This window comes from Agromyces cucurbitae (assembly GCF_058349945.1).
This window is the reverse complement of record NZ_JBYRES010000004.1, coordinates 145,080-171,910: the sequence shown is the minus strand read 5'-3', so window position 1 is coordinate 171,910 and position 26,831 is coordinate 145,080. Positions and strand designations below refer to the sequence as shown.

General features: G+C 73.3%; 24 protein-coding genes. 18 read left to right on the top strand and 6 right to left on the bottom strand.

Annotated features, from left to right (window positions below; genetic code table 11):
• Window positions 1–56: 56 nt before the first annotated feature.
• Together AC3RJ6_RS15415 and AC3RJ6_RS15410 are read right to left on the bottom strand one after the other, a co-directional pair.
• On the bottom strand, window positions 57–980 hold the full coding sequence (locus AC3RJ6_RS15415) for a LysR family transcriptional regulator (RefSeq protein ID WP_491427982.1): 924 nt from the start codon (window positions 978–980) through the stop codon (window positions 57–59).
• Window positions 981–1,070: 90 nt separating this feature from the next.
• Entirely contained in the window at window positions 1,071–1,958 is an 888-nt protein-coding gene (locus AC3RJ6_RS15410) for an HhH-GPD family protein (protein ID WP_491427981.1), read from the bottom strand.
• 60 nt (window positions 1,959–2,018) lie between these two features.
• Between AC3RJ6_RS15410 and AC3RJ6_RS15405 the strand changes: the two genes are divergently transcribed.
• Complete coding sequence (locus AC3RJ6_RS15405) at window positions 2,019–2,606, top strand: nucleoside/nucleotide kinase family protein (protein ID WP_491427980.1); 588 nt, start codon at window positions 2,019–2,021, stop codon at window positions 2,604–2,606.
• Window positions 2,607–2,989: 383 nt separating this feature from the next.
• Complete coding sequence (locus tag AC3RJ6_RS15400; protein ID WP_491427979.1) at window positions 2,990–4,774, top strand: hypothetical protein; 1,785 nt, start codon at window positions 2,990–2,992, stop codon at window positions 4,772–4,774.
• A gap of 125 nt (window positions 4,775–4,899) precedes the next feature.
• On the opposite strand, the gene AC3RJ6_RS15395 is transcribed toward AC3RJ6_RS15400, so the two are convergent.
• On the bottom strand, window positions 4,900–5,895 hold the full coding sequence (locus AC3RJ6_RS15395; RefSeq protein WP_491427978.1) for a ketopantoate reductase family protein: 996 nt from the start codon (window positions 5,893–5,895) through the stop codon (window positions 4,900–4,902).
• Window positions 5,896–5,996: 101 nt separating this feature from the next.
• Here AC3RJ6_RS15395 and truB point away from each other — a divergent pair, with 101 nt between their 5' ends.
• Genes truB through AC3RJ6_RS15365 form a run of 6 tightly spaced genes read left to right on the top strand, consistent with a single transcriptional unit; the run spans window position 5,997 to window position 10,438 of the window.
• The gene (gene truB, locus AC3RJ6_RS15390; RefSeq protein WP_491427977.1) at window positions 5,997–6,938 is read left to right on the top strand and encodes a tRNA pseudouridine(55) synthase TruB; all 942 of its coding nucleotides are present in this window, start codon (window positions 5,997–5,999) and stop codon (window positions 6,936–6,938) included.
• A complete protein-coding gene (locus AC3RJ6_RS15385) occupies window positions 6,935–7,303 on the top strand; it encodes a hypothetical protein (protein ID WP_491427975.1) in 369 nt (122 codons plus the stop codon). Before truB ends, AC3RJ6_RS15385 begins: the two co-directional genes overlap by 4 nt.
• A gap of 30 nt (window positions 7,304–7,333) precedes the next feature.
• The gene (locus AC3RJ6_RS15380) at window positions 7,334–7,834 is read left to right on the top strand and encodes a hypothetical protein (RefSeq protein WP_491427974.1); all 501 of its coding nucleotides are present in this window, start codon (window positions 7,334–7,336) and stop codon (window positions 7,832–7,834) included.
• On the top strand, window positions 7,831–8,763 hold the full coding sequence (locus tag AC3RJ6_RS15375) for a bifunctional riboflavin kinase/FAD synthetase (protein WP_491427973.1): 933 nt from the start codon (window positions 7,831–7,833) through the stop codon (window positions 8,761–8,763). The genes AC3RJ6_RS15380 and AC3RJ6_RS15375 overlap by 4 nt, the downstream gene beginning before the upstream one ends.
• Window positions 8,760–9,968 carry an MFS transporter gene (locus tag AC3RJ6_RS15370; protein WP_491427971.1) on the top strand — a complete coding sequence of 403 codons (1,209 nt, stop codon included), beginning with the start codon at window positions 8,760–8,762 and terminating at the stop codon, window positions 9,966–9,968. Before AC3RJ6_RS15375 ends, AC3RJ6_RS15370 begins: the two co-directional genes overlap by 4 nt.
• Window positions 9,969–10,027: 59 nt before the next feature.
• Window positions 10,028–10,438 (top strand): hypothetical protein, encoded by a 411-nt coding sequence (locus AC3RJ6_RS15365; protein WP_491427970.1) that lies wholly within the window; start codon window positions 10,028–10,030, stop codon window positions 10,436–10,438.
• Window positions 10,439–10,516: 78 nt separating this feature from the next.
• On the opposite strand, the gene AC3RJ6_RS15360 is transcribed toward AC3RJ6_RS15365, so the two are convergent.
• Window positions 10,517–11,449: an ROK family protein gene (locus AC3RJ6_RS15360; protein ID WP_491427969.1), complete on the bottom strand. Its 933-nt coding sequence runs from the start codon at window positions 11,447–11,449 to the stop codon at window positions 10,517–10,519.
• A 119-nt stretch (window positions 11,450–11,568) separates the two neighbouring features.
• On the opposite strand from AC3RJ6_RS15360, the gene AC3RJ6_RS15355 reads away from it, so the two are divergent.
• The 6 genes from AC3RJ6_RS15355 (at window position 11,569) to AC3RJ6_RS15330 (ending at window position 17,379) form a co-directional block, all read left to right on the top strand.
• Window positions 11,569–12,513 (top strand): sugar-binding transcriptional regulator, encoded by a 945-nt coding sequence (locus tag AC3RJ6_RS15355; RefSeq protein WP_491427968.1) that lies wholly within the window; start codon window positions 11,569–11,571, stop codon window positions 12,511–12,513.
• Window positions 12,514–12,551: 38 nt separating this feature from the next.
• On the top strand, window positions 12,552–13,574 hold the full coding sequence (gene deoC / locus AC3RJ6_RS15350; protein ID WP_491427967.1) for a deoxyribose-phosphate aldolase: 1,023 nt from the start codon (window positions 12,552–12,554) through the stop codon (window positions 13,572–13,574).
• 11 nt (window positions 13,575–13,585) lie between these two features.
• Window positions 13,586–15,169: an aldehyde dehydrogenase family protein gene (locus AC3RJ6_RS15345; protein WP_491427966.1), complete on the top strand. Its 1,584-nt coding sequence runs from the start codon at window positions 13,586–13,588 to the stop codon at window positions 15,167–15,169.
• Window positions 15,166–16,026: an aldehyde dehydrogenase family protein gene (locus AC3RJ6_RS15340; RefSeq protein ID WP_491427965.1), complete on the top strand. Its 861-nt coding sequence runs from the start codon at window positions 15,166–15,168 to the stop codon at window positions 16,024–16,026. Before AC3RJ6_RS15345 ends, AC3RJ6_RS15340 begins: the two co-directional genes overlap by 4 nt.
• A gap of 11 nt (window positions 16,027–16,037) precedes the next feature.
• Window positions 16,038–16,289 carry a hypothetical protein gene (locus AC3RJ6_RS15335; RefSeq protein WP_491427963.1) on the top strand — a complete coding sequence of 84 codons (252 nt, stop codon included), beginning with the start codon at window positions 16,038–16,040 and terminating at the stop codon, window positions 16,287–16,289.
• A gap of 232 nt (window positions 16,290–16,521) precedes the next feature.
• On the top strand, window positions 16,522–17,379 hold the full coding sequence (locus tag AC3RJ6_RS15330) for a glycerophosphodiester phosphodiesterase (protein ID WP_491427962.1): 858 nt from the start codon (window positions 16,522–16,524) through the stop codon (window positions 17,377–17,379).
• A 57-nt stretch (window positions 17,380–17,436) separates the two neighbouring features.
• On the opposite strand, the gene AC3RJ6_RS15325 is transcribed toward AC3RJ6_RS15330, so the two are convergent.
• A complete protein-coding gene (locus tag AC3RJ6_RS15325; RefSeq protein WP_275506703.1) occupies window positions 17,437–17,712 on the bottom strand; it encodes a metal-sensitive transcriptional regulator in 276 nt (91 codons plus the stop codon).
• Window positions 17,713–17,766: 54 nt separating this feature from the next.
• Here AC3RJ6_RS15325 and AC3RJ6_RS15320 point away from each other — a divergent pair, with 54 nt between their 5' ends.
• The 3 genes from AC3RJ6_RS15320 (at window position 17,767) to AC3RJ6_RS15310 (ending at window position 24,069) form a co-directional block, all read left to right on the top strand.
• Window positions 17,767–20,229, top strand: coding sequence for a heavy metal translocating P-type ATPase (locus AC3RJ6_RS15320; protein WP_491427961.1), 2,463 nt, complete (start codon window positions 17,767–17,769; stop codon window positions 20,227–20,229).
• A gap of 73 nt (window positions 20,230–20,302) precedes the next feature.
• Entirely contained in the window at window positions 20,303–22,174 is a 1,872-nt protein-coding gene (locus AC3RJ6_RS15315) for a DUF2207 domain-containing protein (protein ID WP_491427960.1), read from the top strand.
• Between the two features lie 32 nt (window positions 22,175–22,206).
• Window positions 22,207–24,069 (top strand): DUF2207 family protein, encoded by a 1,863-nt coding sequence (locus AC3RJ6_RS15310; RefSeq protein ID WP_491427959.1) that lies wholly within the window; start codon window positions 22,207–22,209, stop codon window positions 24,067–24,069.
• Between the two features lie 15 nt (window positions 24,070–24,084).
• Here AC3RJ6_RS15310 and AC3RJ6_RS15305 read toward each other — a convergent pair whose 3' ends face one another.
• Window positions 24,085–24,294 (bottom strand): hypothetical protein, encoded by a 210-nt coding sequence (locus AC3RJ6_RS15305; protein WP_491427958.1) that lies wholly within the window; start codon window positions 24,292–24,294, stop codon window positions 24,085–24,087.
• A 349-nt stretch (window positions 24,295–24,643) separates the two neighbouring features.
• Here AC3RJ6_RS15305 and AC3RJ6_RS15300 point away from each other — a divergent pair, with 349 nt between their 5' ends.
• Window positions 24,644–26,770, top strand: coding sequence for a DEAD/DEAH box helicase (locus tag AC3RJ6_RS15300; protein ID WP_491427957.1), 2,127 nt, complete (start codon window positions 24,644–24,646; stop codon window positions 26,768–26,770).
• The last annotated feature ends 61 nt before the right edge of the window (window positions 26,771–26,831 follow it).

Below are 26,831 nucleotides of genomic sequence, written 5' to 3'. Positions count from 1 at the left end.
TCCCGGCGCCTCCGCCGCCGCACTGCCCGAACCGCCCGTCGACCCCGACGGGCGGTTCAGCGTTCGCGGCCGTCGACGCCGAGCAGCGCCCCCTGCACCTCGGCGACCCGCGCCCGGAGCGCGGCGATGAACGCGAGCACGGTGGGCTGGCGCAGCGCCTCGGGCCGGCAGACGAGCCAGTACGGCAGCCGCTCCTCGATCTCGTCGGGGAACAGCCGCACGAGGTCGTCGTGGCGGTCGGCGAGGAAGGCCGGCAGCAGCCCGTAGCCCGCGCCGGCGCGGGTCGCGTCGACCTGCACGTACACGTTCGTGCTCGACACGGTGTCGACCATGCCGCGAGTCGGGCGGCGGGCCTCGTCGAGCGCGTCGACCTGCAGCATCGACTCGATGAAGTAGACGAGCGGCTCGCCGGCGAGGTCGTGCGGCGAGGCGGGGGAGCCGTTCGCGGCCAGGAAGTCGCGGCTCGCATAGAGCCCGAGCACGTAGTCGGCGAGGTGGATCGCCTCCGCCTTGTGCACGTGCGGCCTTCCGACGACGACTTCGAGGTCGATGCCGACGCGTTGCTGGGCGGCGCGACGCTGCGCGGCGACGATCTCGAGCGTGACGTCCGGATGCTCGCGGCGCACGGCCACGATGGCGGGTGCGGCGATGAACCCGCTGAAGCCGTCGGTCGCCGAGAGCCGCACCACTCCCGTGAGCGTCGTGCCGCCCGGCTGCAGGCCGTGCATCGCCCGCTCGACGGCCTCGGCCGAGGCGACGGCGTGCTCGCCGAGCGGCGTGAGCACCCAGCCCGATGCGCTGCGCGCGAGCACCCGGCCGCCGAGCGCGTTCTCGAGCGCGTCGATGCGCCGGGCCACGGTCGTGTGGTTGAGGCCGAGCTCGGCCGCGGCGATGGTGTAGCGGCCGGCCCGCGCGACCGCGAGCAGCACGAGCAGGTCGTCGGGGCTCGGTGCGGGTCGCGGGTCGGAGGCGAGCGTCATCCCAGCATGCTCGCACAGTCCGTCGGCGCCCGTGGCGGCCGCGGGCCGGACCACCGGCCGGGCGTCGGCGAAGCCGGACCGCAGCCGGTCTCAGGCGTCGGGGAGCACGAGGCCCTCGTCGGCCGCCACCGCGAGCCCGTCGGCCACGAGGCCCGCGATCGCCCGGTCGAGCTGGACCGCGTCGCCCCACACCGCGGCGAGCTCGGCACGCGCGACCGGACGATGGGCGGCCCGCAGCTCGCGCATGACGAGGCCGCGCACTTGCCGGTCGGAGCCCTCGAACCGTGCCTGCTTCGCCTTGCGGGGGCCGTCGTAGGCCGGGTACCCGGCAGAGCGCCACGCGCAGAGGTCGCGGATCGGGCACGCCTCGCACCGGGGCGCGCGTGCCACGCACACCGTCGCCCCGAGCTCCATGGCGGCCGCGTTGAACGCGCGCGCCGCGGCATCCGATTCGGGCAGCAGGGCCGACATGGCGGGCAGGTCGCGCGCGGCCGACGGGGGAGCGGGCTCGGCCTGGCCGTCGATCGCCCGCGCGATCACCCGCCGCGTGTTCGTGTCGACGACGGGAACGCGGACGCCGAACGCGAACGCCGCGACCGCCCGTGCCGTGTACGGGCCGACGCCCTGCAGCGCGAGCAGGGCGTCGAGGTCGCGGGGCACCTCACCACCGTGCCGTTCGACGATCTCGACCGCTGCGCGGTGCAGCCACAGCGCCCGGCGCGGGTACCCCAGCCGGTCCCACGCGCGCACCGCCTCGGCGGCGGGCTCGGCGGCGAGGGCCGCCGGGGTGGGCCATCGGGCGATCCAGGCCTCCCAGCGCGGGGCGACGCGGTCGACCTGGGTCTGCTGCAGCATGAACTCGCTCACGAGCACCGCCCACGGCGACACGTCGGCAGCCCGCCACGGCAGCGGGCGTGCGGCGCCGGCGAACCAGTCCACGAGCACGTCGGCGATCGGGGCGGCTGGGGGTCGTGGCATCCGACCAGCGTACGACGGCGGGCGCCCGGCCCGGGATGCCGCGGAGCTATGCTCGCTCGTATGCGGATCGCCACGACGCCCAGGATCGCGTTCCTGCGAGAGCTCGCGACCGAGATCTCGGGCAGGTACGGTCGCGGCCGCATGATCGTCGCCGTCGACGGGCCGGTGCAGAGCGGCAAGACCGCACTGGCCGACGACCTCGGCGCCGTGCTCGACGAGGCCGGGCACGCCGTCTTCCGTGCCCGCATGGAGGGGTTCCACCGCTCGCGGGCGGCGCAGGACGCGTACGGCGACGACACGGCCGAGCGCTACTACCGATACGGCTTCGACGAGTCGGCGCTTCGCCGGGTGCTCGTCGAACCCTTCCGCATGGCGGGCTCGACCGCGTTCGTGACGCGCGTGCTCGACCCGGCGCGCGACGCCTGGGTCGAGCCGAAGTGGATCACCGGCCCGGCCGACGCGATCCTCGTGCTCGACGGCCGGTTCGTGCTGCGCGATCGGCTCGACGAGCTCTGGGACTACCGGATCGCGGTCGACGGCGACCCGGTCGATCCGGCCGATCGGCTCGCGTACGCCGACCGCGACCCGCGCAGCGTCGCCGACGCGGTCGTCGACCTGACCGACCAGGAACGGCCGGTCAGGCGCTGATCCCGACGCCCCGGACGTGATCGGGGCTGTACCCCGATCGGAGTACCCCGTCTTCGGGGGACATCTGCGCACGCACCCGCTCGAAACGGTAGCGCGTCCCCCACTTTGAGGACATAATGAACTGATTGCCCAAGCCCCCGGCAGGCAGCGAAACCCGACGCACCACCCGAGCAACACCCGAATCACCCGAACATCCCGCAGAGATCGGCGCGACCACCCGTCCGCGCCGATCGTCGCTGCGCGATCGACCCGAGCCACGCGTGCGCCGCACGTGGTGGCGGTCGGGTCGATCGCCCAGCGACCGCGCTTCGACGCGCTCTCCGCTCGTTCACTCCACCCGGTTTTCGCCGCCCCCGCTGGGCCGAACCCAGGAGATATCCCGAATGAGCAAGCTCGGCGTCGGTCCGACGCACGATGCCCACGGCGACATCCGCATGCGGAATCGCCCCACTCACAACCCGGTGCGGCGCCTCGCCGCGGCCGTGGCCGCGCTCGCGCTCGGCGCGGGCCTCGCCCTCGTCGGCGTGGCGGCCCCTGCGTCGGCGCACCACAACACGATCACGGCCTCGACCGTCTGCGACACCGACGGTACGCCGTCGATCACCTGGACGGTGAAGAACTCGGAGTCGAACAAGGCCGAGACGATCACCGCCTCGAGCAACCCCGACATCGTTCCGGTCGGTGCGGAGATCAAGAAGGGCAAGAGCGAGTCCTTCGTGCAGGCCGATGTCGAGCCCGGCACGTACACGCTCACGCTCACCGGCACGTGGACCGCGAAGGACACGGCGGACGTCTCGCAGGAGAACACCGGTTCGATCACCATCACCGACGACCAGTGCGACAACGTGGAGACGGTCAAGAAGATCACCTTCTGCCACGCGACGCACAGCGAGACGAACCCGTTCGTGCGGATCACGACGTCGGTCAACGCCTTCTTCCGCTCGGGCCACGACAAGCACCAGGACCTCGAGGACATCTACCCGACGTTCAGCTACGTCAAGAAGGGCAAGACCTACACCGTCGAGGGCAACGGCGATCAGGACCTGCTCCTGACCGACGACTGCACGAAGCCCGAGCAGCCCGAGCCGGGCAAGCTCACGATTCCCGCGACGCCCGACCTCCTCGACGTCTGCGGCGTCGACCGCGACGGCTTCACCCTCCCGAAGGACACCGACGACCTCGCGTGGACGCTGAGCGAGATCGACGAGAACGGCAACCAGACCGTCACGGTGACGATCAAGACCGACAAGACGTTCCCCGACGGATCGAAGTCCTACACGTTCAAGCACGTCTTCACGAACGTGCCGTGCGAGGAGGGCCCCGAGCCCGTCACCATCACCGACGTCCCGACGGCGGTCGACCTGTGCGGCACCGAGAACGACGCGTTCACCCAGCCCGAGAACACCGACGCGATCACGTGGGCCCACGCCGGCTCGGTCGAGGCGGGCCAGGTCGTCATCACGGCGACCGCCAACGAGGGCTACGAGTTCGCCGAGGGCGCCCAGACGGCGTGGCCGTTCACCTTCACGAACCAGCCGTGCGGCGAGGAGCCCGAGCAGCCCACCGACCCCACGCTCGAGGGCTCGGTCGCGACCGGCGTGTGCCTCGCCGACTCGCCGTGGATCTTCTTCGACGTCACCCTCACCGACCCCGACGGCGAGGCCACGAGCCACGACGTCTCGCTCGTGCTGAGCGACGGCGTGAACACCGAGACCCTCGCGCTCGGCACGCTCGACGACTCGGGCAAGCTCGAGGGCAAGGTGCTCTGGCCCGGTGCCTCGGTCGACGACGAGGGCAACGCGAACGGCTGGCCGGGCTGGGAGCAGCTCGAGGACGGCACGTGGGTCGAGACCGACGGCAACTTCGCCTGGACCCGCGACCTCACGAGCGCCGAGCTCGTCGTCAACCCCGAGCTCAAGGTCGCGCTGGCCTACCCGCCGGCCACGCCCGACTGCATCGCGGCACCGCCCGTGACCGAGACTCCGGGCGAGCCGACCGAGCCCGGTGACGGCGACGGCGACAGCCCCGCCACGCCGGCCGCCTCGGGCAGCCAGGACCTCGCCGAGACCGGCTTCGCCGGCACCTCGATCGCGATCGTCGCCGGCGTGATCGTGCTCGCGGGCGCCGCCTTCGTGGTCGTCGCACGCCTGCGTCGCAAGAAGGCCTGAGGCCGAGGCGGCGCTGAGGCAGCACGCTGAATGAAGGGGGTCCGGTTCGCCGGGCCCCCTTCGTCGTCGATCGGAGCCGACCCGGCCGGCACGGTACGCGCGGCGTCCGCCCGCCGCGCCAGGGGTCAGAGCGGAACGGCGGTGAGCACCCGCTCGTCGGGCAGCGGCTCGCCGGCGGCCTCGACCTCGTGCACGAGCGCCGTGAGCGCGCGGCTGACGGGCGCGTCGAGGCCCGCGGCCGCAGCCTCGCGCACGACGGCGCCGTTGAGGAAGTCGATCTCGGTCGGCTGGCCGCGTCGAACGCTCTGCTGGGTCGACCCGAGGTTCGGCACCCGGCCCATGCGAACGCGCATGAGCCAGGGGAGCACCTGGCCGATGACGAGCGGCATCCTGGCGAAGAGACGCAGGCGTCGGTCGCCGAGCCCCTGGAGCGAACCGAACCGCACCCCGCGGGCGATGCCGACCCGAACCGTCTCGCGCATCGAGGCGGCGACGACGCGTCGGAGGCGGCGGTCGTCGATCACCTCCTGCACGCTGCGCCCGACGATCGCCGGCACCGCGTTGACCATGTTGACGACGAGCTTCGTCCACTGCGCGCCGCGGAAGCCCGGGATCGCGACGACCGGCACGGCGTCGGAGAGGACCCGGGCGAGGCGCACCGACTCGGCGTCGGGCTCGCCGTCGCCGCGGCCGAGGTAGCTCGTCGCCGGGGTCGTCACCCGCACCGCGCCGGGCTGGGTGTAGTTCGCGGCGATGATCGACAGCAGGCCGACGCACGTCGAGGCGGGCAGCAGACGCTCGGCCGTGGCGACGCCGTCGAGGCCGTTCTGCACGACGACCACGGGAACGCCGTCGACGAGGGCGGCGTTCGCCTCGATCGCGGCGGCCGCATCCTGCGCCTTCGTGCACACGAGCACGAGCTCGGGTCGCACCGACAGGGTCTCGCCGGCCGCGACGCGTGCGTGCGCGTCGCCGTAGCCGCCGCTCAGCCGGATGCCGTGCTCGCGGATCGCCGCGAGCCCCGCGCCTCGCGCGGTGACCTCGACCTCGTGCCCCGCCCGTGCGAGCAGTGCCGCGAACGTCCCGCCGAGCGCGCCTGCGCCGATGATGCCGATCCTCACGGCATCCAGCGTAGGGCCGCACGACGGGGCGGCCGCTCGCGGGGCGCGGTCGCGGGCCGGGCGGCGCCGGTGCGGCCCGCCCGACTGTTAGCCTGTACGGCGTGAACAGCGGCATCCTCCTCGTCGACAAGCCGCAGGGAATCACGAGCCACGACGTCGTCGCGCGCATGCGTCGTCTCGCCGGCACCCGCAAGATCGGGCACGCCGGCACCCTCGACCCCATGGCGACGGGCCTGCTCGTGCTGGGCGTCGAGAGTGCGACCCGCCTGCTGCACTACCTCGTCGGCCTCGACAAGGAGTACTTCGCGACGGTGCGGCTGGGCGTCGGCACGACCACCGACGACGCCGAGGGCGACGCCCTGCCCCGTACTCCCGAGGGCGACGCCGCCGTCGCGGCGCTCGCCGCGTCGGCCGACGACGCGGTCCTCCGGGAGGCCATGCGCGCGTTCACGGGCGAGATCGACCAGGTGCCGAGCTCGGTGAGTGCGGTCAAGATCGACGGCAAGCGCGCCTACCAGCGCGTGCGCGACGGCGAGACCGTCGAGATCACGCCGCGCCGGGTGACCGTGTCGGCCTACGAGCTGCTCGGCGTCCGTCCGGGCGACGACGGATGCCTCGACCTCGACGTGCGCGTCGAGTGCTCGTCGGGCACCTACGTGCGCGCGCTCGCCCGCGACCTCGGCGCCTCCCTCGGCACCGCCGCGCACCTGACCGCGCTGCGGCGCAGCCGCATCGGGCGCTTCGCCGTCGACGAGGCCGGCGAGCTCGAGGGCTTCGACGTCGCCGCGCGCCTCATCGCACCCGCCGACGCCGCCCGGCGCACACTGCCCGTCATCGAGGTGTCCGAGGCCGAGGCGGTCGATCTCGGCCACGGCAAGCGCATCGTCGCGGGCGACGCCGGCGTCGAGGCATCCCCGGGTACTGCCGCCGCGACGGGTGCCGTCGCCGCGATCGCGCCCCGAGACCGCCTGGTCGCGATCGTCGAGCGCCGCGGCGGCCAGTGGAAGGTCGTCACCGGATTCCCGCAGGAGCAGCGCGCATGATCGAGTGGTTCACCTGGGTGCAGCTGGCCGTCGCCGTCGTGGCCGGGCTGCTGTGCCTCGTGCTCGGCCTCGCCGGTCGTACGCCGAGCGACCTCACCCTCGGCTCGCTCGCGGTCGTCGAGGTGCTGCTGCTCGCGCAGATCGTCGTCGCGATCGTCGCCCCCGCCGTCGGCAACGCGCCGACGGGCAGCCTGCTCGAGTTCTGGGTGTACCTCGTCGCGGCCGCGCTCGTGCCGCCCGCCGCGGCGTTCTGGGCGCTGCTCGAGCCCAACCGCTGGTCGACGGTCGTGCTCGGCGTCGCCGCGCTCGCGGTCGGAGTGATGGTGTACCGCATGTTCCAGATCTGGACCGTGCAGGGCATCTGAGGCTGCCAGCGTCTGAGAGAATCGAACGTCATGGAACGACTGCAGAGCGCCCCCGCCCCGACCAGCGCGACCGGCCCCCGCGCCACCCGCATGAGCGGCGTCGGTCGCGTGCTGGTCGCGGTCTACGGCGTGCTCGCGCTCGCCGCGCTCGGCCGGTCGTTCGTGCAGATCGTCTCGAAGTTCGACGAGGCGCCGTTGGCGTACGCGCTGTCGGCGCTCGCCGCGGTCGTCTACGTCGTCGCGACGATCGCCCTCGTGCGGCCGGGGCGGGCGTGGTATCGCGTCGCCTGGGTGACGCTGGTCTTCGAGCTCACGGGCGTGCTCGTGGTCGGCGCGCTGAGCGTCGTCGACCCGGCGCTGTTCCCGCACGACACCGTGTGGTCGTGGTTCGGTCGCGGGTACCTCTTCATCCCGCTCGTGCTGCCCGTGCTCGGCATGTGGTGGCTCGCGAAGCACCGGCCGGCCCCCGACGCCGGCGATCGGCCCGGCCCCCGGTCGGCCGCGGCGCAGGGCGAGGCGGGCGCCGAGTGAAGACCTACAAGGGGCTCGAGGCGGTGCCGCACGGCTTCGGGCCGACCGCCGTGACGATCGGCAAGTTCGACGGCGTGCACCGCGGGCATCGCGAGATCATCTCGCGCCTGCGCGGCATCGCCGAGGCCGACGGCCTCACGACGACGGTCGTCACCTTCGACCGCAATCCGCTCGCGCTGCTCGCGCCCGACAAGTGCCCCGAGTCGCTCGTGAGCAACCGGCAGAAGCTCGAGCTGCTCGCGACGACCGGCATCGACGCCACCGTGCTGCTGCCGTTCGACCGCGCTCTCGCGTCGGTGCCGGCGACCGAGTTCGTCGAGCGCGTGCTCGTCGACACGCTGCACGCGAAGGCCGTGCTCGTCGGGCGCGACTTCCGCTACGGCGCACGCGGCGCCGGCGACGTCGCACTGCTCGCCGACCTCGGCGCGACCTTCGGGTTCACGGTCGAGGTCGTCGACGACGTCGCCCCCGAGGGCGAGCGGCGCGTGTCGTCGAGCTGGGTGCGCGAGCTCCTCGCCGAGGGCGACGTGCGGCACGCCACCGAGCTGCTCGGGCACACGCCCACCGTCTCGGGCATCGTCGTGCACGGTGCCGCCCGTGGCCGCGAACTCGGCTATCCGACCGCGAACCTCACGCCCGAGTCCGAGGGCCTCATCCCCGCCGACGGCGTGTACGCGGGCTGGCTCACCGACGCCGGAACCCGGTACCCCGCGGCGATCTCGGTCGGCGACAACCCCACCTTCGAGGGCGTGCCGAAGAAGCAGGTCGAGGCGTACGTGCTCGACCGCGAGCTCGACCTCTACGACCACGTCGTCGACGTGGAGTTCGTCGACCGCATCCGCGGGATGATCGCGTTCACGACCATCCCGGCGCTCATCGACACCATTCGCGACGACGTCGAGCGCACGCGCGTCATCCTCGGCCTGTGACGGGCGCCGCGCGGCCCCTGTGGGCCGGCCGCACCCTCGCGCTCGTCGGCATCGCGCTCGTCGCGTTCAACCTGCGCACGGGCGTGGCCTCGCTGTCGCCGATCATCGCGCGCGTCGAGCACGAGATCGCGCTCGACCCGGCGGTCGTCGGCCTGCTCGGCATGCTGCCCCCGCTCTGCTTCGCCGTGTTCGGCATCGCGACGCCGCCGCTCGCGAAGCGATTCGGCCTCGAGCCGCTGCTCGTCGGCGCACTCGTCGCGCTCACGGCCGGACTCGCCTGGCGCGGCCTCGCCGACTCGGCGCTCGCCCTCGTCGCGGCCGGCGCGGTGATCTTCGCGACCACGGGCATCGGCAACGTGCTGCTGCCGCCGCTCGTCAAGCGATACTTCCCCGATCGCATCGGGCTCGTGACGACGATCTACGTCACGGCGATGTCGGTCAGCACGTTCATCCCGCCGCTCGTCGCGGTTCCGGTCGCGGATGCCGCGGGCTGGCGCGTCTCGATCGGGGCCTGGGCCGTGATGGCCGTCGTCTCGGTGATCCCGTGGGTCGCGCTGCTCCTGCACCCGAAGCGCGACGCCGTCGAGTCGCTGCCCGAGGAGCCGGGTGCCGGCGCCTTCGGCCGGGTCGTGCGATCGCCCGTCGCCTGGGCGCTCGTCGTCATCTTCATCGTCAGCTCGTTCAACGCGTACTCGGCGTTCGCGTGGCTGCCGCGCATCCTCGTCGACATCGCCGGGGTCGGTCCGGCGCAGGCCGGGGCGCTGCTGTCGCTCTACGCCGCGATGGGCCTGCCCGCGGGCATCGTCGTGCCGATCGTCGCGGCCCGGTACGGGCACGTGCGTGCGCTCGTCGCGGTGTCGATGGCGGCCTTCGTGCTCGGCTACGCCGGACTGCTGCTCATGCCGGCGACGGCGACCTGGCTCTGGGTGGCGCTCGCGGGCACCGGGCCGCTGATGTTCCCGCTCGCGCTCGTGCTCATCAACCTCCGCTCGCGCACGCACGCCGGCGCCGTCGCGTTGTCGGGGTTCGTGCAGTCGATCGGGTACCTCGTCGCCGCCGCGGGGCCGCTGCTGGTCGGGTTCGTGCACGCGGCGACCGGGGGGTGGACGGTGCCGATCATGCTGCTGCTCGCCTCGGTCGTGCCCGGTGCGGTCGCGGGCGTCGTCGCCGCGCGCCCCCGGTACGTGGAGGACGCCGGCCGCTGACGTACCCCGCAGACGGGCGACTCGCGACCTCGACGGGGTGCGGCTAGCATCCGGGTGCCATGGAGTTCCTGTCACTCGCCGCCGAGACGGTCGCCGCGGCGAAGTCGCCGAACCTGTGGGGAGCGCTCGGCTGCGCGCTCGCGTACTCGGGGGCGTTGTTCGCGACCGTCGACGCCTTCGCCGACCTGCTGATCGGCCGCGGCGACGTCGCCGGCCGTCCGAGTCCCGCGGTCCGGCTGAAGGCGGGCTCGAAGGTGGCCGCCGCGGGCATCACCGTCGTGTCGGCGGGCATCGTGCTCGCGCTCGACGCGAACTGGTTCGCGTTCACCACGCTGACGATCGCGTTCGTCGTGCTCGTCGGCCTCGGTGCGATCGTGCTCGTGCGGCAGCGAGCGCACGTGCGCTCGCTCGCACCGGAGTTCGCCGCCGTCGGCACGGGAGCCCCTGCGGCCGGACTCGACGGGGCCTGAATCGCGCGGGGCCCCCCGTACCACGCGTGCGTCCCGCAGCGCCGTTCCGGCCCCGCGCACCGGGTCGGCGCCGGTGGGTCAGACGACGAGGTCGGGGCGATGCACGAGGGTGGCGGCGCCGATGAGGGGGCCCTCGTCGGAGAGGCCCGACGGCACGATCTCGACCCGGGTGGCGAACGCGAACGCGGTGCGCTCGGCGACCGCGGCCCGAGCATGGTCGAAGAGCACGGGGGAGACGCGCGAGAAGCCTCCGCCGATCGCCACGAGGTCGAGGTCGAGCAGGTTCGTGGCCGACGCGATCGCCTGACCGATCGCGCGACCGGCGCGTTCGACGGCGGCGATCGCGATCTCGTCGCCCGCCGCGTGCGCACGGGCGAGGTCTTCTCCGGTCGTGCCCGCGAAGCCCTGCGACCGTGCCCAGGCGACGGTGCGCGGCCCGGAGGCGACCGCTTCGAGGCACCCGCGACCGCCGCACGCGCAGCGGTCGTCGAAACCGCCGACCTCGATATGGCCGATGTGCCCGCCGTTGCCGGTCGGGCTGGCGACGGCGCGGCCGCCGATGACGATGCCGCCGCCGACGCCGGTCGACACGACCATGCCGAGCAGGTTCTCGGCCTCGCGCCCTGCACCGACCCAGTGCTCGGCGAGGGCGATGCACAGCCCGTCGATGCGGAGCGTCACGGGCACCCCGGGCGCGGCCTCGACGAGGACGTCGCGCAGCGGGTGCATGCGCCAGGCGGGCACGTTGAGCGGTGAGACGCGCCCCGTCGCGACGTCGATGGGGCCGGCGGAACCGGCGCCGACCCCGATGAGTTCGGCGTCGGCGGGCAGCGCGGCGACGGCCTCGGCGACGACGCCGCGGACGGCGTCGTCGAGCTCGGTCGCGGACGCGGTCGGGCCGGTCGGGCGGCGGTGGCGGGAGTCGGGGACGAGGCGGCCGAGTTCGTCGACGAGGGCGGCTTCGACCTTGGTGCCGCCGAAGTCCACGGCGAGCGCGAGGGGCGTGGGCATTGCACCAGCATAGGCGCGCAGCATCCGTCGCCGGAATGCTCATATGAGCAGGAATGCCCGCGAGTGTTGCCGCTGCGCATCGGGCTGCCTACGCTGGAAGGCGAGGCGGACGGAGGCGCATGGACGAGATCGACGAACTCCTCTCGATCAGGGCGGCTGAGCTCTACTACGAGGAGAACAAGACCCAGGACGAGATCGGGCAGGCGCTGAACCTCACCCGGTGGAAGGTCGGTCGCCTCCTCGCGCAGGCGAAGCATCGCGGGTTCATCCGCATCGAGATCGTGCATCCGCGTGCACGCAGGCTCCCGATCGAGCGTCGGCTCCGCGAGGAGCGCGGCCTCGACGACGCCATCGTCGTGTCGTCGGCCGGCGTCGCATCGTTCGAAGAGCTGCAGGCGCGCACCGCGCAGGCGGCCGCCGACTACCTCACGGCCCTGCGTCCCGTGCCGCGCACCCTCGGCGTGAGCTGGGGGCGCACCCTGTTCGAGATCTCGCAGCACCTGCGCAACGGCTGGGCGACCGGCGTCAACGTCGTGCAGATCAACGGCGGCGTGAGCCTCAACCGTCGCGCGGGCACGGCAGCCGCGACCGCCGTGTCGATCGCGCAGAAGGGCGGCGGCCAGGCGACCCTGCTGCCGAGCCCCGCCATCCTCGAGCGGCTCGAGACGAAAGAGGCGATCGAGTCCGATCGCGTCGTCGCGGGCGTGATCGAGCTCGCCCGGTCCGCCGACGCCTACCTCTTCAGCGCGGGCGCCGCCGACCACAACTCGGTGCACGTCGAGAGCGGCTACCTGTCGCCGACCGACGTCGACCTGCTCGTCGCGAAGGGCGCCGTCGGCGACGTCGTGGGCCGCTACATCGACTCCGACGGCAACATCGTCGACCCCGCGCTCGACGCGCGCACGGTCGGGCTCACGCTCGACGAGCTGCGTGCGGCGCGCCTCGCCGTCGCGGTCGTCGCCGGCCCCGCGAAGCACGCCGTGGCCGACGCGGTCGTGCGCAGCGGCCTCTGCTCGGTGCTCGTCACCGACGAGGCGACCGCCCTCCATCTCCTCGACGGCTGACGCCGTCCCGCATCTCGCAACGAAAGCCAGGTCACCCCATGTCAGCACCGGTCAACACCGGCACCGCGCTCGTCACCGCGCGCGAGCGCGCGCTCGCCGTGCTCGGCGGCGAACCCGACGATCAGACCCTCGGTCGCTACCTCCACGGCATCCCGGGCGTCGACGCCGTCGGTCTCGAGCAGCGCGCCGCGGCCCTCGGCACGCGTTCGATCAAGACCACCTCGAAGCGCTGGGCGCTCGACAAGATCATCTCGCTCATCGACCTCACGACCCTCGAGGGCGCCGACACCCCCGGCAAGGTGCGCTCGCTCGTCGCGAAGGCCATGAACCCCGACCCGGCCGACCCGACGGTGCCGCGCGTCGCCGCGGTCTGCGTCTACGGCGACATGGTGCCGTCCGCGATCGATGCCCTCGGTGCCGCGCACGGCGACCCCGACGACGGGCTCATCTCGGTGGCCGCGGTCGCGACCGCCTTCCCGTCGGGTCGCTCGTCGCTCGAGATCAAGCTCGCCGACACGGCCGAGGCCGTCGCGGCGGGTGCCGACGAGATCGACATGGTGATCGACCGCGGCGCGTTCCTCGCCGGGCGCTACGGCGAGGTGTTCGACCAGATCGCGGCCGTGAAAGAGGCGTGCCGCCGTGCCGACGGCACGAGCGCGAGCCTCAAGGTGATCCTCGAGACGGGCGAGCTCGTCACCTACGACAACGTGCGCCGCGCCTCGTGGCTCGCGATCCTCGCGGGCGGCGACTTCATCAAGACCTCCACCGGCAAGGTGCAGCCGGCGGCGACCCTGCCCGTCACGCTGCTCATGCTCGAGGTCGTGCGCGACTGGTATCGCCTCACCGGCCACCGCGTGGGCGTCAAGCCGGCCGGCGGCATCCGCTCCTCGAAGGACGCGATCAAGTACCTCGTCACGGTCGCCGAGACCGTCGGCGAGGAGTGGCTCGTGCCCCACCTGTTCCGCTTCGGCGCGTCGAGCCTCCTCAACGACGTGCTGCTGCAGCGGCAGAAGATGACGACCGGGCACTACTCGGGCGCCGACTACGTGACGATCGACTGACTGGATTGAACATGAGCTTCCTCGATTACGCGCCGGCCCCCGAGTCGCGTGCCATCCTCGACCTCCGCGACGCCTACGGGCTCTTCATCGACGGCGAGTTCGTCGACGGTCGCGGCACCCCCTTCCAGACCATCTCGCCCGCGAGCGAAGAGCGCATCGCGATGATCGCGAACGCGAACGAGGCCGACATCGACGACGCGGTCGCCGCCGCCCGGCGCGCGTACGACCGCGTCTGGTCGAAGATGAGCGGCCGCGACCGCGGCAAGTACCTCTTCCGCATCGCCCGCCTCGTGCAGGAGCGCGCCCGCGAGCTCGCCGTCGCCGAGTCCCTCGACAACGGCAAGCCCATCAAGGAGTCGCGCGACGTCGACGTGCCGCTCGTGGCCGCGTGGTTCTTCTACTACGCGGGCTGGGCCGACAAGCTCGACCACGCCGGCCTCGGCGCCGACCCGCGCTCGCTCGGCGTCGCCGCCCAGGTGATCCCGTGGAACTTCCCGCTGCTCATGCTCGCGTGGAAGATCGCGCCCGCGCTCGCCGCCGGCAACACGGTCGTGCTGAAGCCCGCCGAGACCACGCCGCTCACGGCGCTCATCTTCGCCGAGATCCTGCAGCAGGCCGACCTGCCCCCGGGCGTCGTCAACATCGTCACGGGTGCCGGCGACACGGGCGCTGCACTCGTCGCGCACGAGGGCGTCGACAAGGTCGCGTTCACGGGCTCGACCGCGGTCGGCCGCGCGATCGCGAAGCAGATCGCGGGCACCGACAAGAAGGCGACCCTCGAGCTCGGCGGCAAGGCCGCGAACATCGTCTTCGACGACGCGCCGATCGACCAGGCGATCGAGGGCATCGTCAACGGCATCTTCTTCAACCAGGGCCACGTCTGCTGCGCCGGCAGCCGCCTGCTCGTGCAGGAGAACATCCACGACGAGGTCGTCGAGCGCCTGAAGACGCGCCTCTCGACGCTGCGCCTCGGCGACCCCCTCGACAAGAACACCGACATCGGCGCGATCAACTCCCGCGAGCAGCTCGAGCGCATCCGCACGCTGAGCGACGCGGGAGTCGCCGAGGGTGCCGAGCGCTGGAGCGCCCCGTGCGAGATCCCCGAGAACGGGTTCTGGTACGCGCCGACGATCTTCACGAACGTGCAGACCTCGAGCCGCATCGCCCGTGAGGAGATCTTCGGCCCGGTGCTTTCGGTGCTCACGTTCCGCACGCCGCAGGAGGCGATCGCGAAGGCGAACAACACCCCCTACGGCCTCTCGGCCGGCATCTGGACCGACAAGGGCAGCCGCATCCTCGCCGTCGCCGACCAGCTGCGCGCCGGCGTGATCTGGGCGAACACGTTCAACCGCTTCGACCCGAGCTCGCCCTTCGGCGGCTACAAGGAGTCGGGCTACGGTCGCGAGGGCGGCCGCCACGGCCTCGCCGCCTACCTGTCGCCGGCGCCCATCGGCCGCTCGGCCGGGCAGGTCACGACGGGCCGCCAGGGTGCGCAGCGCCGCATCGAGCGCGCGGATGCCTCGGCCGAGGCATCCGCATCGAAGAAGCCCCGCGCCCGACGAGCGGGCGCCGCGAAGAAGGGAGCCGCGAAGTGAGCCGCCTCGCCGTGCCGAAGACGTACAAGCTCTACATCGGCGGCGCGTTCCCGCGCAGCGAGTCGGGGCGCACCTACGAGGTGCTCGCGGCCGACGGGAGCTTCCTCGCCAACGCCGCGAAGGCCTCGCGGAAGGACGCGCGCGACGCGGTCGTCGCGGCACGCGGCGGCGTCGCCGGCTGGGCCGGTGCGACCGCGTACAACCGCGGCCAGGTGCTGTACCGCATCGCCGAGGTGCTCGAGGGTCGTCGAGCCCAGTTCGTCGCCGAGATCGAGGAGGCCGAGGGCGTCTCGCGCGCCGTCGCGACCGCCCAGGTCGACGAGGCCATCGACCGGTGGGTCTGGTACGCCGGCTGGGCCGACAAGTTCGCCCAGGTCGCGGGCAACGCGAACCCGGTCGCAGGTCCGTACTTCAACATCTCGGTGCCCGAGCCGACGGGCGTCGTCGCGATCGTCGCGCCCCAGGACTCGTCGCTCCTCGGCTTCGTGTCGGCGCTCGCCCCCGCCCTCGTGGCCGGCAACTCGGTCGTGATCGTCGCGAGCGAGCGATTCCCGCGGTCGGCGATCTCGCTCGCCGAGGTGCTCGCGACGAGCGACGTGCCGAAGGGCGTCGTGAACGTGCTCACGGGGTCGCCCGCCGAGATCGCGCCGTGGCTCGCGAGCCACGCCGACGTCAACGCCATCGACCTCGTCGGCGCGGGCGGGCTCGACTGGGTCTCGCTCGAGATCGATGCCGCCGACACGCTGAAGCGCGTGCTGCGCCCCGAGAACGGGCCCGATACCGCGGCGCCCGCGCTCGGCCGCATCACGGCGTTCACCGAGACGAAGACGGTCTGGCACACGAAGAGCCTGCGGTAGGCGGGCGCACGGTGGCGGGCCGCAACGGCGCATCGGATGAACGCGGTCGCCTCGTCTCCGACCCGTTCGACTACCGCGTCGCGAAAGACGGGGTGGTGCTCGTCTCGCGCGGCGGCCGCGTCGTGACGACCGTCGGCGGCGCGGCCGCCGCGCGGCTCGTCGCCGGGCTCGAACGTGCCGAGGAGTCCGGCGACGAGCTCGCGGCCCAGCACCTGCTGGCCCGGGTCACGGGCAACTACCGCCGGGGGAACGAGCGGCGGTGACGGCGCGTCGGCGGATCGGCCGAGAATGGTAACGAAACGGTAACGCTGGTGCTAAGGTTTCCTGCACCGGTCGCGCGACGGAGCGTGATCGGTGGAAAGGCCCGAACCCGTGACGCACGCCTCGCGTGCGGTCGCCCCGACGACCGCACGTCGGCGGCCGAGTGCCGCCGCACCGACGACCCCCGCCCGATCCCGATCGTTCGCCCCGTTCACGCGCCCGCCCCGACGAGCCGTGCGGGCGACCCTCGCAGCCCTCGCCGTCGCGATCGTCGCGACCGTGCTCTTCATCGCCCAGTCGCCGCCGACCGTCTACGCCATCGACGTGTTCGGAGCACTCCGCGCGCCGGGGGAGCCGGCGTTCACGGTCGGGCACCGCGGCGACCGGGCGACGGCGCCCGAGAACACCATGCCGTCGCTCGAGCTCGCGATGGACGAGCTCGAGTTCGTCGAGACCGACGTGCAGCTCAGCCGCGACGGAGTGCCGGTGCTCTTCCACGACACGTCGCTCGAACGGATCACGGGCGACGATCGCACGGTCGGTGAGCTCGACCTCGCCGAGCTCGCGCGCCTCGACGCGGGCGCGTGGTACGGGCCCGAGTACGAGGGCGTGAAGATCCCGACCCTCGAACGCTTCCTCACGGAGCTCGCCGATCGCGACGACGCCCGCGCCCTCGTGGAGCTCAAGGCCGACTGGACGCCCGCCGAGGTGCGGGTCGTGACCGATCTCATCGAGCGGCACGGGCTCCGGGGGCGGATCGTGCTGCAGAGCTTCAGCATCGAGACGCTGAGCTCGCTCCAGGCGGTCGCCCCGACGCTGCCGCGCATCATGCTCATCCGCGAGCTTCCGGCCGACCCGGTGCCGCTGGCCGAGCAGCTCGGCCTCATCGGATTCGGCACCACGGTCGACTCCGTGACCGCCGTGCCCGGCGCCCTCGAACGCGCGCACGAGGCGGGCATCGCGGTGCTCTGCTACACGCTCAACACGCTCGAGCACTGGGAGACGGTCAACGCGCTCGGCGTCGACGGCATCATCACCGATGAGCCGAGCGAGCTCGACGCCTGGCTCGCGGAGACCGCGCCCGGCACGTGATCGGGGTCGCCGCGGGCGCGCGGCGGCCGCCGGCTCCGCGGTTCGTGGCGGGTCGGCTCAGCCGCGGTTGGAGAGCTCGAAGATGCGCACGAGCTCGGCGACGGCCGCCTCGCGCTCGTCGCCGCCCGCCTCGTACTGGTGGGTGACGTGCGTGCGCAGGTGGTTCTCGACGAGCAGCTTGTTGAGCGAGCCGAGCGACTTCTGCACGGCGAGCGACAGCGTGATGATGTCGACGCAGTAGTCGTCGTTCTCGATCATCTTCTCGATGCCGCGCAGCTGGCCCTCGATGATCTTCGTGCGGTGCAGGGCGCGCTTCTTGATGTCCTCGATCACGAGTACAGGATACCGCGTTTGCACCCGATACCCCTAGGGGGTATATTCGACGCCATGACCACGCTCGACGACTCCCGGCTGCGCACGATCGACCTCGACATCGAGGGCATGACCTGTGCGAGCTGCGTCGGCCGCGTCGAGAAACGGCTCGGCCGGCTCGACGGCGTCGAGGCCGCCGTCAACCTCGCGACCGAGCGGGCACGGGTGCGGTTCCCGTCGTCGACGTCGATCGACGCGCTCGTCGAGGCGGTCCGGCAGGCCGGTTACACCGCGACCCCGGTCGAGCGCGAGGCGGGGCGGGATGCCGCGGCGTCAGTGCCCACCGCGGCCGAGTCGTTGCTCGCGGGGGAGCGGCGCGGCGAGGCCGGCGGCGTGCAGCGCGTCGACCTGGGCCTCCCGGTCGTCGGCACCCCCGTGCGACCCGTCGCACCGGCGGTCGCCGCCGACGGCGCGCCGGCCACGAACGCCGGGCCCGCGCCGGCCACGGGCATCGAGGGGGCGTCACGTGCGGGCGCCCGCCCCGAGGCATCCCGCACCGACGACCCGCTGCGCACCCGCCTCATCGTCTCCGCCGTGCTCACGGTGCCGGTCGTCGCGATCGCGATGATCCCCGCGCTGCAGTTCACGTACTGGCAGTGGCTCTCGCTCGCCCTCGCCGCACCCGTCGTCGTCTGGGGCGGCTGGCCGTTCCACCGCGCGGCCTGGGTGAACCTGCGGCACGGCTCGCTCACGATGGACACGCTCGTCTCGCTCGGCACGCTGACGGCGTTCGCGTGGTCGTTGTGGGCCCTCTTCCTCGGGCACGCCGGCATGCCGGGCATGACCCACGAATGGACGTTCGGGGTTCGCGGCACGCCGGGCGGCGACGTGTACCTCGAGGTCGCCGCCGGCGTCATCACGATCATCCTGCTCGGGCGGTACATCGAGGCCCGCTCGAAGCGCCGGGCCGGCAAGGCGCTGCGCACCCTCCTCGAGCTCGCACCGCGCGAGGTGACCGTGGTGCGCGGCACCCCGGGAGCGACCGTCGAGACTCGCGTGCCCATCGCCGAACTGCGGCCCGGCGACCGGTTCGTGGTGCGTCCCGGCGAGCGCATCGCCGCCGACGGCACGGTCGTCGACGGCGAGGCGAGCGTCGACGAGTCGATGCTCACGGGCGAGCCGGCACCGGTCGACGCCGCCCCCGGCAGCGAGGTGACCGCGGCGACGATCGTGCACGGCGGCAGCCTCGTGATCACGGCTTCGCGGGTCGGCGCCGACACCCGGCTCGCCCAGATCGCGCGGCTCGTCGAAGACGCGCAGCTCGGCAAGTCCCGTGCGCAGCGGCTCGCCGATCGCATCTCGGCCGGGTTCGTGCCCATCGTCATCGCGATCGCGCTCGGCACCGCGATCGTCTGGATCGCGACGGGCAGCCCCGTCGAGCTGGCCATCACGGCCGCCGTCGCCGTGCTCGTGATCGCCTGCCCCTGCGCCCTCGGTCTCGCGACGCCCATGGCGATCCTCGTCGGCACGGGACGCGGCGCCGAGCGCGGCATCCTCATCACCGGACCCGAGACGCTCGATCGCATCGCCGGCATCGACACCGTCCTGCTCGACAAGACCGGCACGCTCACGACCGGCCGCATGCGACTCGGCGAGGTCATCACGACCGGTGCCGGCGCGAGCCGGGCCGCGGATGCCGCAGCCGACGCCGCGCTCGGGGTCGCCGCCGCGCTCGAGGGGCGGTCGGAGCATCCGATCGCTCGCGCCGTCGTCGCCGGGGCCGCCGAGCGCGGAGCGGCCGTGCCCGAGGTGCGCGAGTTCCGCGCGCACGCCGGGCTCGGCGTGACGGGCGTCGTCGACGGTGTGGACGCCGCGGTCGGCCGCCCCGCGTTCCTGCAGGAGCTCGGCCTGCGACTGCCCGACGACCTCGCCCGCCGCATCGCCGACTCCGACGCGACCGCCGTGGCCGTCGGCTGGGACGGCGAGGTGCGAGCCGTGCTCGAGGTGGGCGACACGACCCGCCCGGGCGCCCGCGAGGCGATCGAGCGCCTGCGCGGCCAGGGGCTCACGCCGGTGCTCGTCACGGGCGACGCCGAACGCCCCGCCCGCCGCGTCGCCGCGGAGCTCGGCATCGACGAGGTGCACGCGGGCACGAGCCCCGAGGGCAAGCTCGCGGTCGTCACCGGGCTGCAGTCGGCCGGGCACAAGACCGCGATGGTCGGCGACGGCGTGAACGACGCGGCCGCGCTCGCCGCGGCCGACCTCGGCATCGCGATGGGCGGCGGCACCGACGCGGCGGCGAGCGCGAGCGACCTCGCGCTCACACGCGACGAGCCCGGCGCCATCCCCGACGCGATCTCGCTCGCACGTGCCACCCTCGGCACGATCCGCGGCAACCTGTTCTGGGCGTTCGCGTACAACGTCGCGGCGATCCCGCTCGCCGCCGCGGGCTTCCTCAACCCGATGATCGCGGGCGCCGCGATGGCGTTCTCGAGCGTGTTCGTCGTGCTCAACAGCCTTCGGCTGCGCCGCGCCTGACCGGTCGCGCGCCCGCTGCGCCCGCCGCGTTCTGGGGGTCACCCCGGGCGCGGCGGGCGGCTACCGTGGCACCATGACCCGACTTGCGCGGCGACCCGGTGCCGCGGCGCTCCTGTTCGCGGTGGCGGTGCTCGCGGGCGTCGGCGCCGTGCTCGGAGCGGATGCGCTCGGCCCCGCGGCATCCGCCCGTGCCGAGCGCATCGCGCCCCCCGACCGGCCCGCCGCGGTCGGCGCCGCTGCGCCCGGCGCGATCGTGCCGGCCGGCGTCGACGACTTCGCCTTCGACTCGCTCGACGCGCAGTACGCCCTGTCGCGCGACGAGGCCGGACGGTCGGTGCTCGACGTCACCGAGACGCTCGTCGCCGAGTTCCCCGACGTCGACCAGAACCACGGCATCCTCCGCGCCGTGCCCGATCACTACGACGGCCACTCGCTCGACGTGACCGTGCTCGCCGTGACCGACGAGACGGGCGCGGCCCGCCGCTACGACCTCGCGAACGAGGACGGCTTCGAGGTGCTGCGGATCGGCGACGCCGACGCGTTCGTGCACGGGCGCCAGACGTACGTGGTCACGTACCGGCTGCACGACGTGACCCACCGGCCCGACGACGCCGCGATCGACGAGTTCTACTGGGACGTCAACGGCACCGGATTCGCCCAGCCGTTCGGCCGTGTCACGGCCACGCTCACCGCGACCCCCGACGTCGAGGCCGCCGCCGACGGGAACCGCGCCTGCTACCGCGGCCCCGAGGGCGCGACGACGCCGTGCGACGGGGTCGAGCAGCGCCCCGACGGCTCGATCGTCGCGACCGCGTCGCAGCTGGGTCCGCACGAGACGCTCACGATCGCGGTCGGCTTCGAGGCCGGCACGTTCGCGGCGGCACCGATGCCGCCTGAGGCGTGGCTCGGCCTCGCCGGGGCGGTGGGCGCCGTCGGCTCGTTCGTCACGACGCTCGTGCTGCGCTTCGGCGTGTGGCGGTACCGACGTGCCGGCACGGTCATCGCCCAGTACGAGCCGCCCGAGGGGGTCGGGCTCATCACCGCGGCCCACCTGCTGCGCACCGAACGACGGGCGATCACGGCGTCGATCCTGCAGTTCGCGGTCGACGGGGTCGTGCGCGTGCACGAGCGCGGGGCGAAGAGGTACCGGCTCGAGTACCGGGGCGGCGAGGTCGACGGCACCGAGGCGAAGGCGGTGCTCGGGGCGCTGTTCCCGCATCGGGAGGCCGGCGCAGGGCGAGACCTGCCGAGCCGGGACTCGACGATGGCCGTCGCGTTCGGCGAGACGTTCCGGCAGGCGCGCTCGCGGGCGCTCGCCTCGGGCCTCACGGCCTCGACGACACGGGTCGGCCGTGTGCTCTTCGCGGTCTGCCTGCTGGGCACGATCACGGCGTTCTTCGCGATCTTCACCGTGCCGGGTTCGCCCGTCGTGCCGTGGCTCATCGCCGCCGCGGTCGTCGGCGTGCTCGGGGTCGTCACCATCCCGTCCATCGGACGCGGCGCCGTACGGCCGACCCTCGAGGGCCGCCGCCTGCGCGACCACCTGGAGGGGCTGCGGCTCTACATCCGGCTGGCCGAGGCCGACCGGCTCGCGATGCTGCAGAGCCCGACGGGGGCCCTGCGCGGCCCCGGTGAGATCCTGCGACTCGACGAGCGCATGCTGCCGTACGCGGCGCTCTTCGGGCTCGAACGGGAGTGGGTCGCCGTGCTCGCGACCGAGTACGCCGCAGCCGGTTCGGCCGCCGCCTGGTACGCCGGCGGCGACGTGTCGTCGTCGATGGGCGGCTTCGGGCAGGCGACGAGCGCGTCGTCGTGGGCGAGCGCGTCGCCCGCGTGGTCGAGCTCGACGTCGTGGTCGAGTTCGTCGAGCTCCTCGTCCTTCTCCGGGTCGAGCGGCGGCGGCTCCTCGGGCGGAGGCGGCGGCGGGGGCGGTGGCGGCTGGTGAGCCACGGCGGCACGGGCCGCTACCGTGGGGGGATGCCGCTCGCCCGACTCCTCCGTCGCGCCGCGTCCGCCGTGCTCGCGGTCGCCGCACTCGCGGTGCCCGTGCTCGTCGGTGACGCCGCCCTCGCCGACGGGGGAGCGGCCCCGACTGCCCGCGTCTCGGCGATCGGGGTGGCCGCCGGCGTCGACGACTTCGCCTTCGACTCGTTCGACGCGGTGTACGAGCTCTCGCTCGACGCCGACGGCCGGTCGGTGCTCGAGACGACCGAGACCCTCGTCGCCGAGTTCCCCGAGTTCGACCAGAACCGCGGCATCCGCCGTGCCATCCCGCTCGACTACGACGGCCACCCGACCGACCTCGTGATCGAGTCGGTGACCGACGAGACGGGGGCGCCGCGCCCCTTCGAGACCGAGACCGACGAGGACGACGAGTTCCTGCTCGTCACGATCCGCGCCGACGACTACGTGCACGGCGAGCAGACGTACGTCATCACCTACCGCCAGCGCAACGTCATGCACGTGCCCGACGACGCCGCGATCGACGAGTTCTACTGGGACGTCAACGGCACCGGATGGGCGCAGCCGTTCGGCGTGGTCCGCGCGGAGCTCCGGTTCGGCGGCGCGCTCGCCGAGGGCTTCACGGGGGCGGTCGCCTGCTACCGGGGCTGGAGCGGGTCGAGCACGCCCTGCGACGGCATCACGACCGACGAGGGCGCCGACGGAGAGACCGTCGTCGTCGCGCAGGCGTCGGCCATCGGCCCGTACGAGAACCTCACGATCGCCGCGGGCTTCCGCGCGGGCACGGTGACGCCGCGCGACGACGCGTTCTGGTCGTCACCGGCGGCCGTCGGCGGCGGGGTCGCCGCCCTCGTCGCCGTGGGTGCGGCGATCGCCGCCCTCGTCGCACGGCTCGCACGCTGGCGCGACCATCCCGGCCGCGGCACGATCATCGCCCAGTACGAGCCGCCCGAAGGGGTCTCGGCCTTCGTCGCGGCCGATCTCGTGGGCAAGCCGGGCAAGGGCGTGACCGCGACGATCCTCGAGCGCGCCGTCGCGGGCGACCTGCGGATCGTCGAGACCGGACACCGCACGTACGCCGTCGAGTACGTCGGCGCCGGCGCGACGGCCGATGAGCATGCCCGCGCCGTCACCGCGGCGCTCTTCGGCTCGCCGCCCGCGCGCGGCGCCGCCCGCGATCTCAGGTCGCGCGACACCGCACTCGGCAAGCGGCTGCTCGCGATCCGCCAGCGGGTCACGAAGGGCGTCGTCGCCGCCGGCCTCCGGCGCCGCCCCGACCGCGGCCTCCGCGTCGGAATCGGCCTTGTCGCGGTCGTCGCCTCCACCGCGAGCGTCGTGCTCGGCATCTTCGCGCTCGAGGGCGTGATGGGCGGCGCCTGGCCGATGATCGCCTTCGTCGTCGCGCTCCTCGCGTCGCTCGCCGCGCTCGGCCTCGTCGCTGATGTGCGCCCGCTCACCGAGCGCGGGCGCGAGCTGCGCGACCATCTCGAAGGGCTGCGCCTCTACATCCGGCTCGCCGAAGCCGACCGCCTCCGGGTGCTGCAGAGCCCGACCGGTGCGCTCCGCGTCGACACGACCGACCGGCGGGCGGTGCTGAAGCTCAACGAGCGTCTGCTGCCCTACGCGGTGCTCTTCGGGCTCGAACGAGACTGGAGCCGCGAGCTCGCCGCGCTGTACGAGCAGGACGGCACGTCGCCCGACTGGTACGCGGGCCGCGACGGATTCAACGCGGCCTGGTTCGCCGCCGGCGTCTCGTCGTTCTCCCAGGCCTCGTCGAGCTCGTGGTCGGGCTCGAGCTCGAGTTCGTCGTCGAGCGGCTCGGGCGGCGGCGGCTCGTCGGGCGGAGGAGGAGGTGGCGGCGGAGGCGGCGGCGTGTGAGCCCGGCCCGCCGGCTCAGTCGTCGTCGGCGGGAGCCCGCTCGTCGCGCAGGTCGACCCGCCGTTCGGCGTCGACCCCGGGCACCTCGTCGTCGAGTGCGTCGTCGAGCGAGCGCTCGTCGTCGTCGTGGACCTCGTCGTCCTCATCGAACTCCGTGTCCTGCGACACCGTGAAATCGTCGTCCTCGGGCGCGAACTCCGCGCCCGCCCCCGCGAGCTCGTCCATACTCCAAGGGTAGGCGCGTCGTGGCGACGGGGGTAGCCCCCGAGAGACCTGCGCCCGCATCGAGCGCGACGCAGGCCGCGGCATCCCGGGCCCCGTGAACCACGCGCGCCGAGCGCCGGGCCGTCATGGTTTCCCGCTCAGGCGCCGCAGCCCGCTAGAATGGGCACCGCGCCCGTCGAATCCGTTCTTCGGCCGACCGTGCGAGCCCCGCTCGCCGCTGCTCGGTTCGGGATCCGGCGTACCGCGCCGCACGGCCTCCGCGCCGTCGCAGCCGGCCCGATCACCCGTCGGTGCCGAGGGGGCGTGCAGGGGACGGCGTGCCGGCACGGCACGAATGAACGGGAGAACAATGGCCCAGCAGAGGCAGCGGCAGCGCACGCGTTCGCGTGACGACGACGCGCCCATCATCCCGATCCTCGCCCGCAAGGTGCGAGAGGTCGAGCAGAAGGCGCAGAAGGGCAAGCTCGGCCCGACGAACCGGCAGAAGTTCCAGGTGATCGCACTCCTCATGCGCGAGGAGCGCGCCCGGGTCAAGGGCGACGCCGACATCGCCGACGCCGCCCGCGCCGAGCTGCTGAAGCGCCTCGACGGCATCGCGCAGATCCTCGCGAAGACCGCCGCCCGCGACACGAGCCTCATCCAGTTGCTCGAGCCCGACGCCTCGATCTCGACGGTCGCGCAGCGCTTCCGCCGCGACTGGCTGCTCGAGTCGGGCGCCGAGCTGAGCCCCGACGAGCTCATCATCACGCGCGAGCCCGAACCGGCACCCGTCGTGCTCTCCGAGAACCAGGTCGTGCCGCGCTCGGTGAAGTCGCGCCAGCTCGCGAACCCGTTCCTCGCGCCCGACTTCTCGAAGCCCGCCGCCCCCGTGGTGCCCGTGCGGCGCCTCGCGAACTGGGAGCTCCTCGGGCCGCTGTTCAAGGCGTTCGAGCAGGGCTCGGGCGGCCAGGCCGCCACGATGGAGCTGCCCGAGGCGCCGAAGATCGACCGGCTCGCCCCGCGCGGCCTCGAGCTCATGAAGCACCAGGCGCGTTTCATCGAGAGCGCCCGCAACGGCCACCGCACCTTCCTGCTCGCCGACGAGCCGGGCCTCGGCAAGACCGCCCAGTCGGTGCTCGCGGCCTCGGTGTCCGACGCCTACCCGCTGCTCGCGGTCGTGCCCAACGTCGTGAAGATGAACTGGGCGCGCGAGGTCGAGCGGTGGACCCCGCACCGGCGCGCGACCGTCATCCACGGCGACGGCGACACCCTCGACGCGTTCGCCGACGTCGTCGTCGTGAACTACGACGTGCTCGACCGTCACATGGCGTGGCTGTCGACGCTCGGGTTCCGCGGCATGGTCGTCGACGAGGCGCACTTCATCAAGAACCTGCAGTCGCAGCGCTCGCGCAACGTGCTCGCCCTGGCCGACCGCATCCGCAAGGCCACGCCGGGCGGCGACCCGCTGCTGCTCGCCCTCACGGGCACGCCGCTCATCAACGACGTCGACGACTTCCGCGCGATCTGGCAGTTCCTCGGCTGGATCGAGGGCGACAAGCCCTCGCCCGAGCTGCTCGGCAAGCTCGAGGAGACGGGGCTCACCCCCGCCGAGCCCGGCTTCTACGCCGAAGCGCGTCGCACGGTCATCGACCTCGGCATCGTGCGCCGGCGCAAGGTCGACGTCGCGGCCGACCTGCCGGCCAAGCGCATCGCCGACCTCCCCGTCGAACTCGACGACGAGCTCGGCCGCTCCGTGCGCGCCGCCGAGCGCGAGCTGGGCAACCGCCTCGCCTCGCGATTCCGGGCGCTCGTCGAGGCGCGCCACCTGCGCGTCGGCGACCTCGACGAGGACACCCGCGACCAGTTCATCCGCGCGGTCGCGAGCGCCGAGTTCGAGGAGTCCAAGTCGGCGAAGTCGGGCGAGAACGTCTTCACGATGGTGCGCCGCATCGGCCAGGCGAAGGCCGGCCTCGCCGCCGACTACGCCGCCCAGCTCGCCCGCTCGGTCGGCAAGGTGGTCTTCTTCGCGAAGCACATCGACGTCATGGACCAGGCCGAGGCCGCGTTCGCCTCGCGTGAGCTGCGCACCGTGTCGCTGCGCGGCGACCAGACCGCCCTGCAGCGGCAGGCCGCGATCGACGCGTTCAACAAGGATCCCGAGGTGCACGTCGCCGTCTGCTCGCTCACCGCGGCCGGCGTCGGCGTCAACCTGCAGGCCGCGTCGAACGTCGTGCTCGCCGAGCTCAGCTGGACGGCGGCCGAGCAGACGCAGGCGATCGACCGCGTGCACCGCATCGGCCAGGAGGAGCCCGTGACCGCGTGGCGCATCATCGCCGCGCACACGGTCGACGCGCGCATCGCCGAGCTCATCGACTCGAAGCAGGGCCTCGCGGCGCGTGCGCTCGACGGTCAGGACGTCGAGCCCGGCTCGGCCGACTCGGTGCAGCTCGACGCCCTGCAGCACCTGCTGCGGCAGGCACTCGACGGGGCGCTGTAGCGGGGCAGCGGCCGACGCTCGACGGCATCGCGGTCGGCCGCGGCACCGCATTTGGCGCGAT

Coding starts and splice junctions, on each gene's coding strand:
- AC3RJ6_RS15320 (WP_491427961.1), top strand. CDS start 17,767: ATGACCACGCTCGACGACTCCCGGCTGCGCACGATCGACCTCGACATC.
- AC3RJ6_RS15380 (WP_491427974.1), top strand. CDS start 7,334: ATGGAACGACTGCAGAGCGCCCCCGCCCCGACCAGCGCGACCGGCCCC.
- AC3RJ6_RS15405 (WP_491427980.1), top strand. CDS start 2,019: ATGCGGATCGCCACGACGCCCAGGATCGCGTTCCTGCGAGAGCTCGCG.
- deoC (WP_491427967.1), top strand. CDS start 12,552: ATGTCAGCACCGGTCAACACCGGCACCGCGCTCGTCACCGCGCGCGAG.
- AC3RJ6_RS15310 (WP_491427959.1), top strand. CDS start 22,207: ATGCCGCTCGCCCGACTCCTCCGTCGCGCCGCGTCCGCCGTGCTCGCG.
- AC3RJ6_RS15305 (WP_491427958.1), bottom strand. CDS start 24,294: ATGGACGAGCTCGCGGGGGCGGGCGCGGAGTTCGCGCCCGAGGACGAC.
- AC3RJ6_RS15345 (WP_491427966.1), top strand. CDS start 13,586: ATGAGCTTCCTCGATTACGCGCCGGCCCCCGAGTCGCGTGCCATCCTC.
- AC3RJ6_RS15410 (WP_491427981.1), bottom strand. CDS start 1,958: ATGCCACGACCCCCAGCCGCCCCGATCGCCGACGTGCTCGTGGACTGG.
- AC3RJ6_RS15360 (WP_491427969.1), bottom strand. CDS start 11,449: ATGCCCACGCCCCTCGCGCTCGCCGTGGACTTCGGCGGCACCAAGGTC.
- AC3RJ6_RS15415 (WP_491427982.1), bottom strand. CDS start 980: ATGACGCTCGCCTCCGACCCGCGACCCGCACCGAGCCCCGACGACCTG.
- AC3RJ6_RS15355 (WP_491427968.1), top strand. CDS start 11,569: ATGGACGAGATCGACGAACTCCTCTCGATCAGGGCGGCTGAGCTCTAC.
- AC3RJ6_RS15385 (WP_491427975.1), top strand. CDS start 6,935: ATGATCGAGTGGTTCACCTGGGTGCAGCTGGCCGTCGCCGTCGTGGCC.
- AC3RJ6_RS15365 (WP_491427970.1), top strand. CDS start 10,028: ATGGAGTTCCTGTCACTCGCCGCCGAGACGGTCGCCGCGGCGAAGTCG.
- AC3RJ6_RS15315 (WP_491427960.1), top strand. CDS start 20,303: ATGACCCGACTTGCGCGGCGACCCGGTGCCGCGGCGCTCCTGTTCGCG.
- AC3RJ6_RS15300 (WP_491427957.1), top strand. CDS start 24,644: ATGGCCCAGCAGAGGCAGCGGCAGCGCACGCGTTCGCGTGACGACGAC.
- AC3RJ6_RS15400 (WP_491427979.1), top strand. CDS start 2,990: ATGAGCAAGCTCGGCGTCGGTCCGACGCACGATGCCCACGGCGACATC.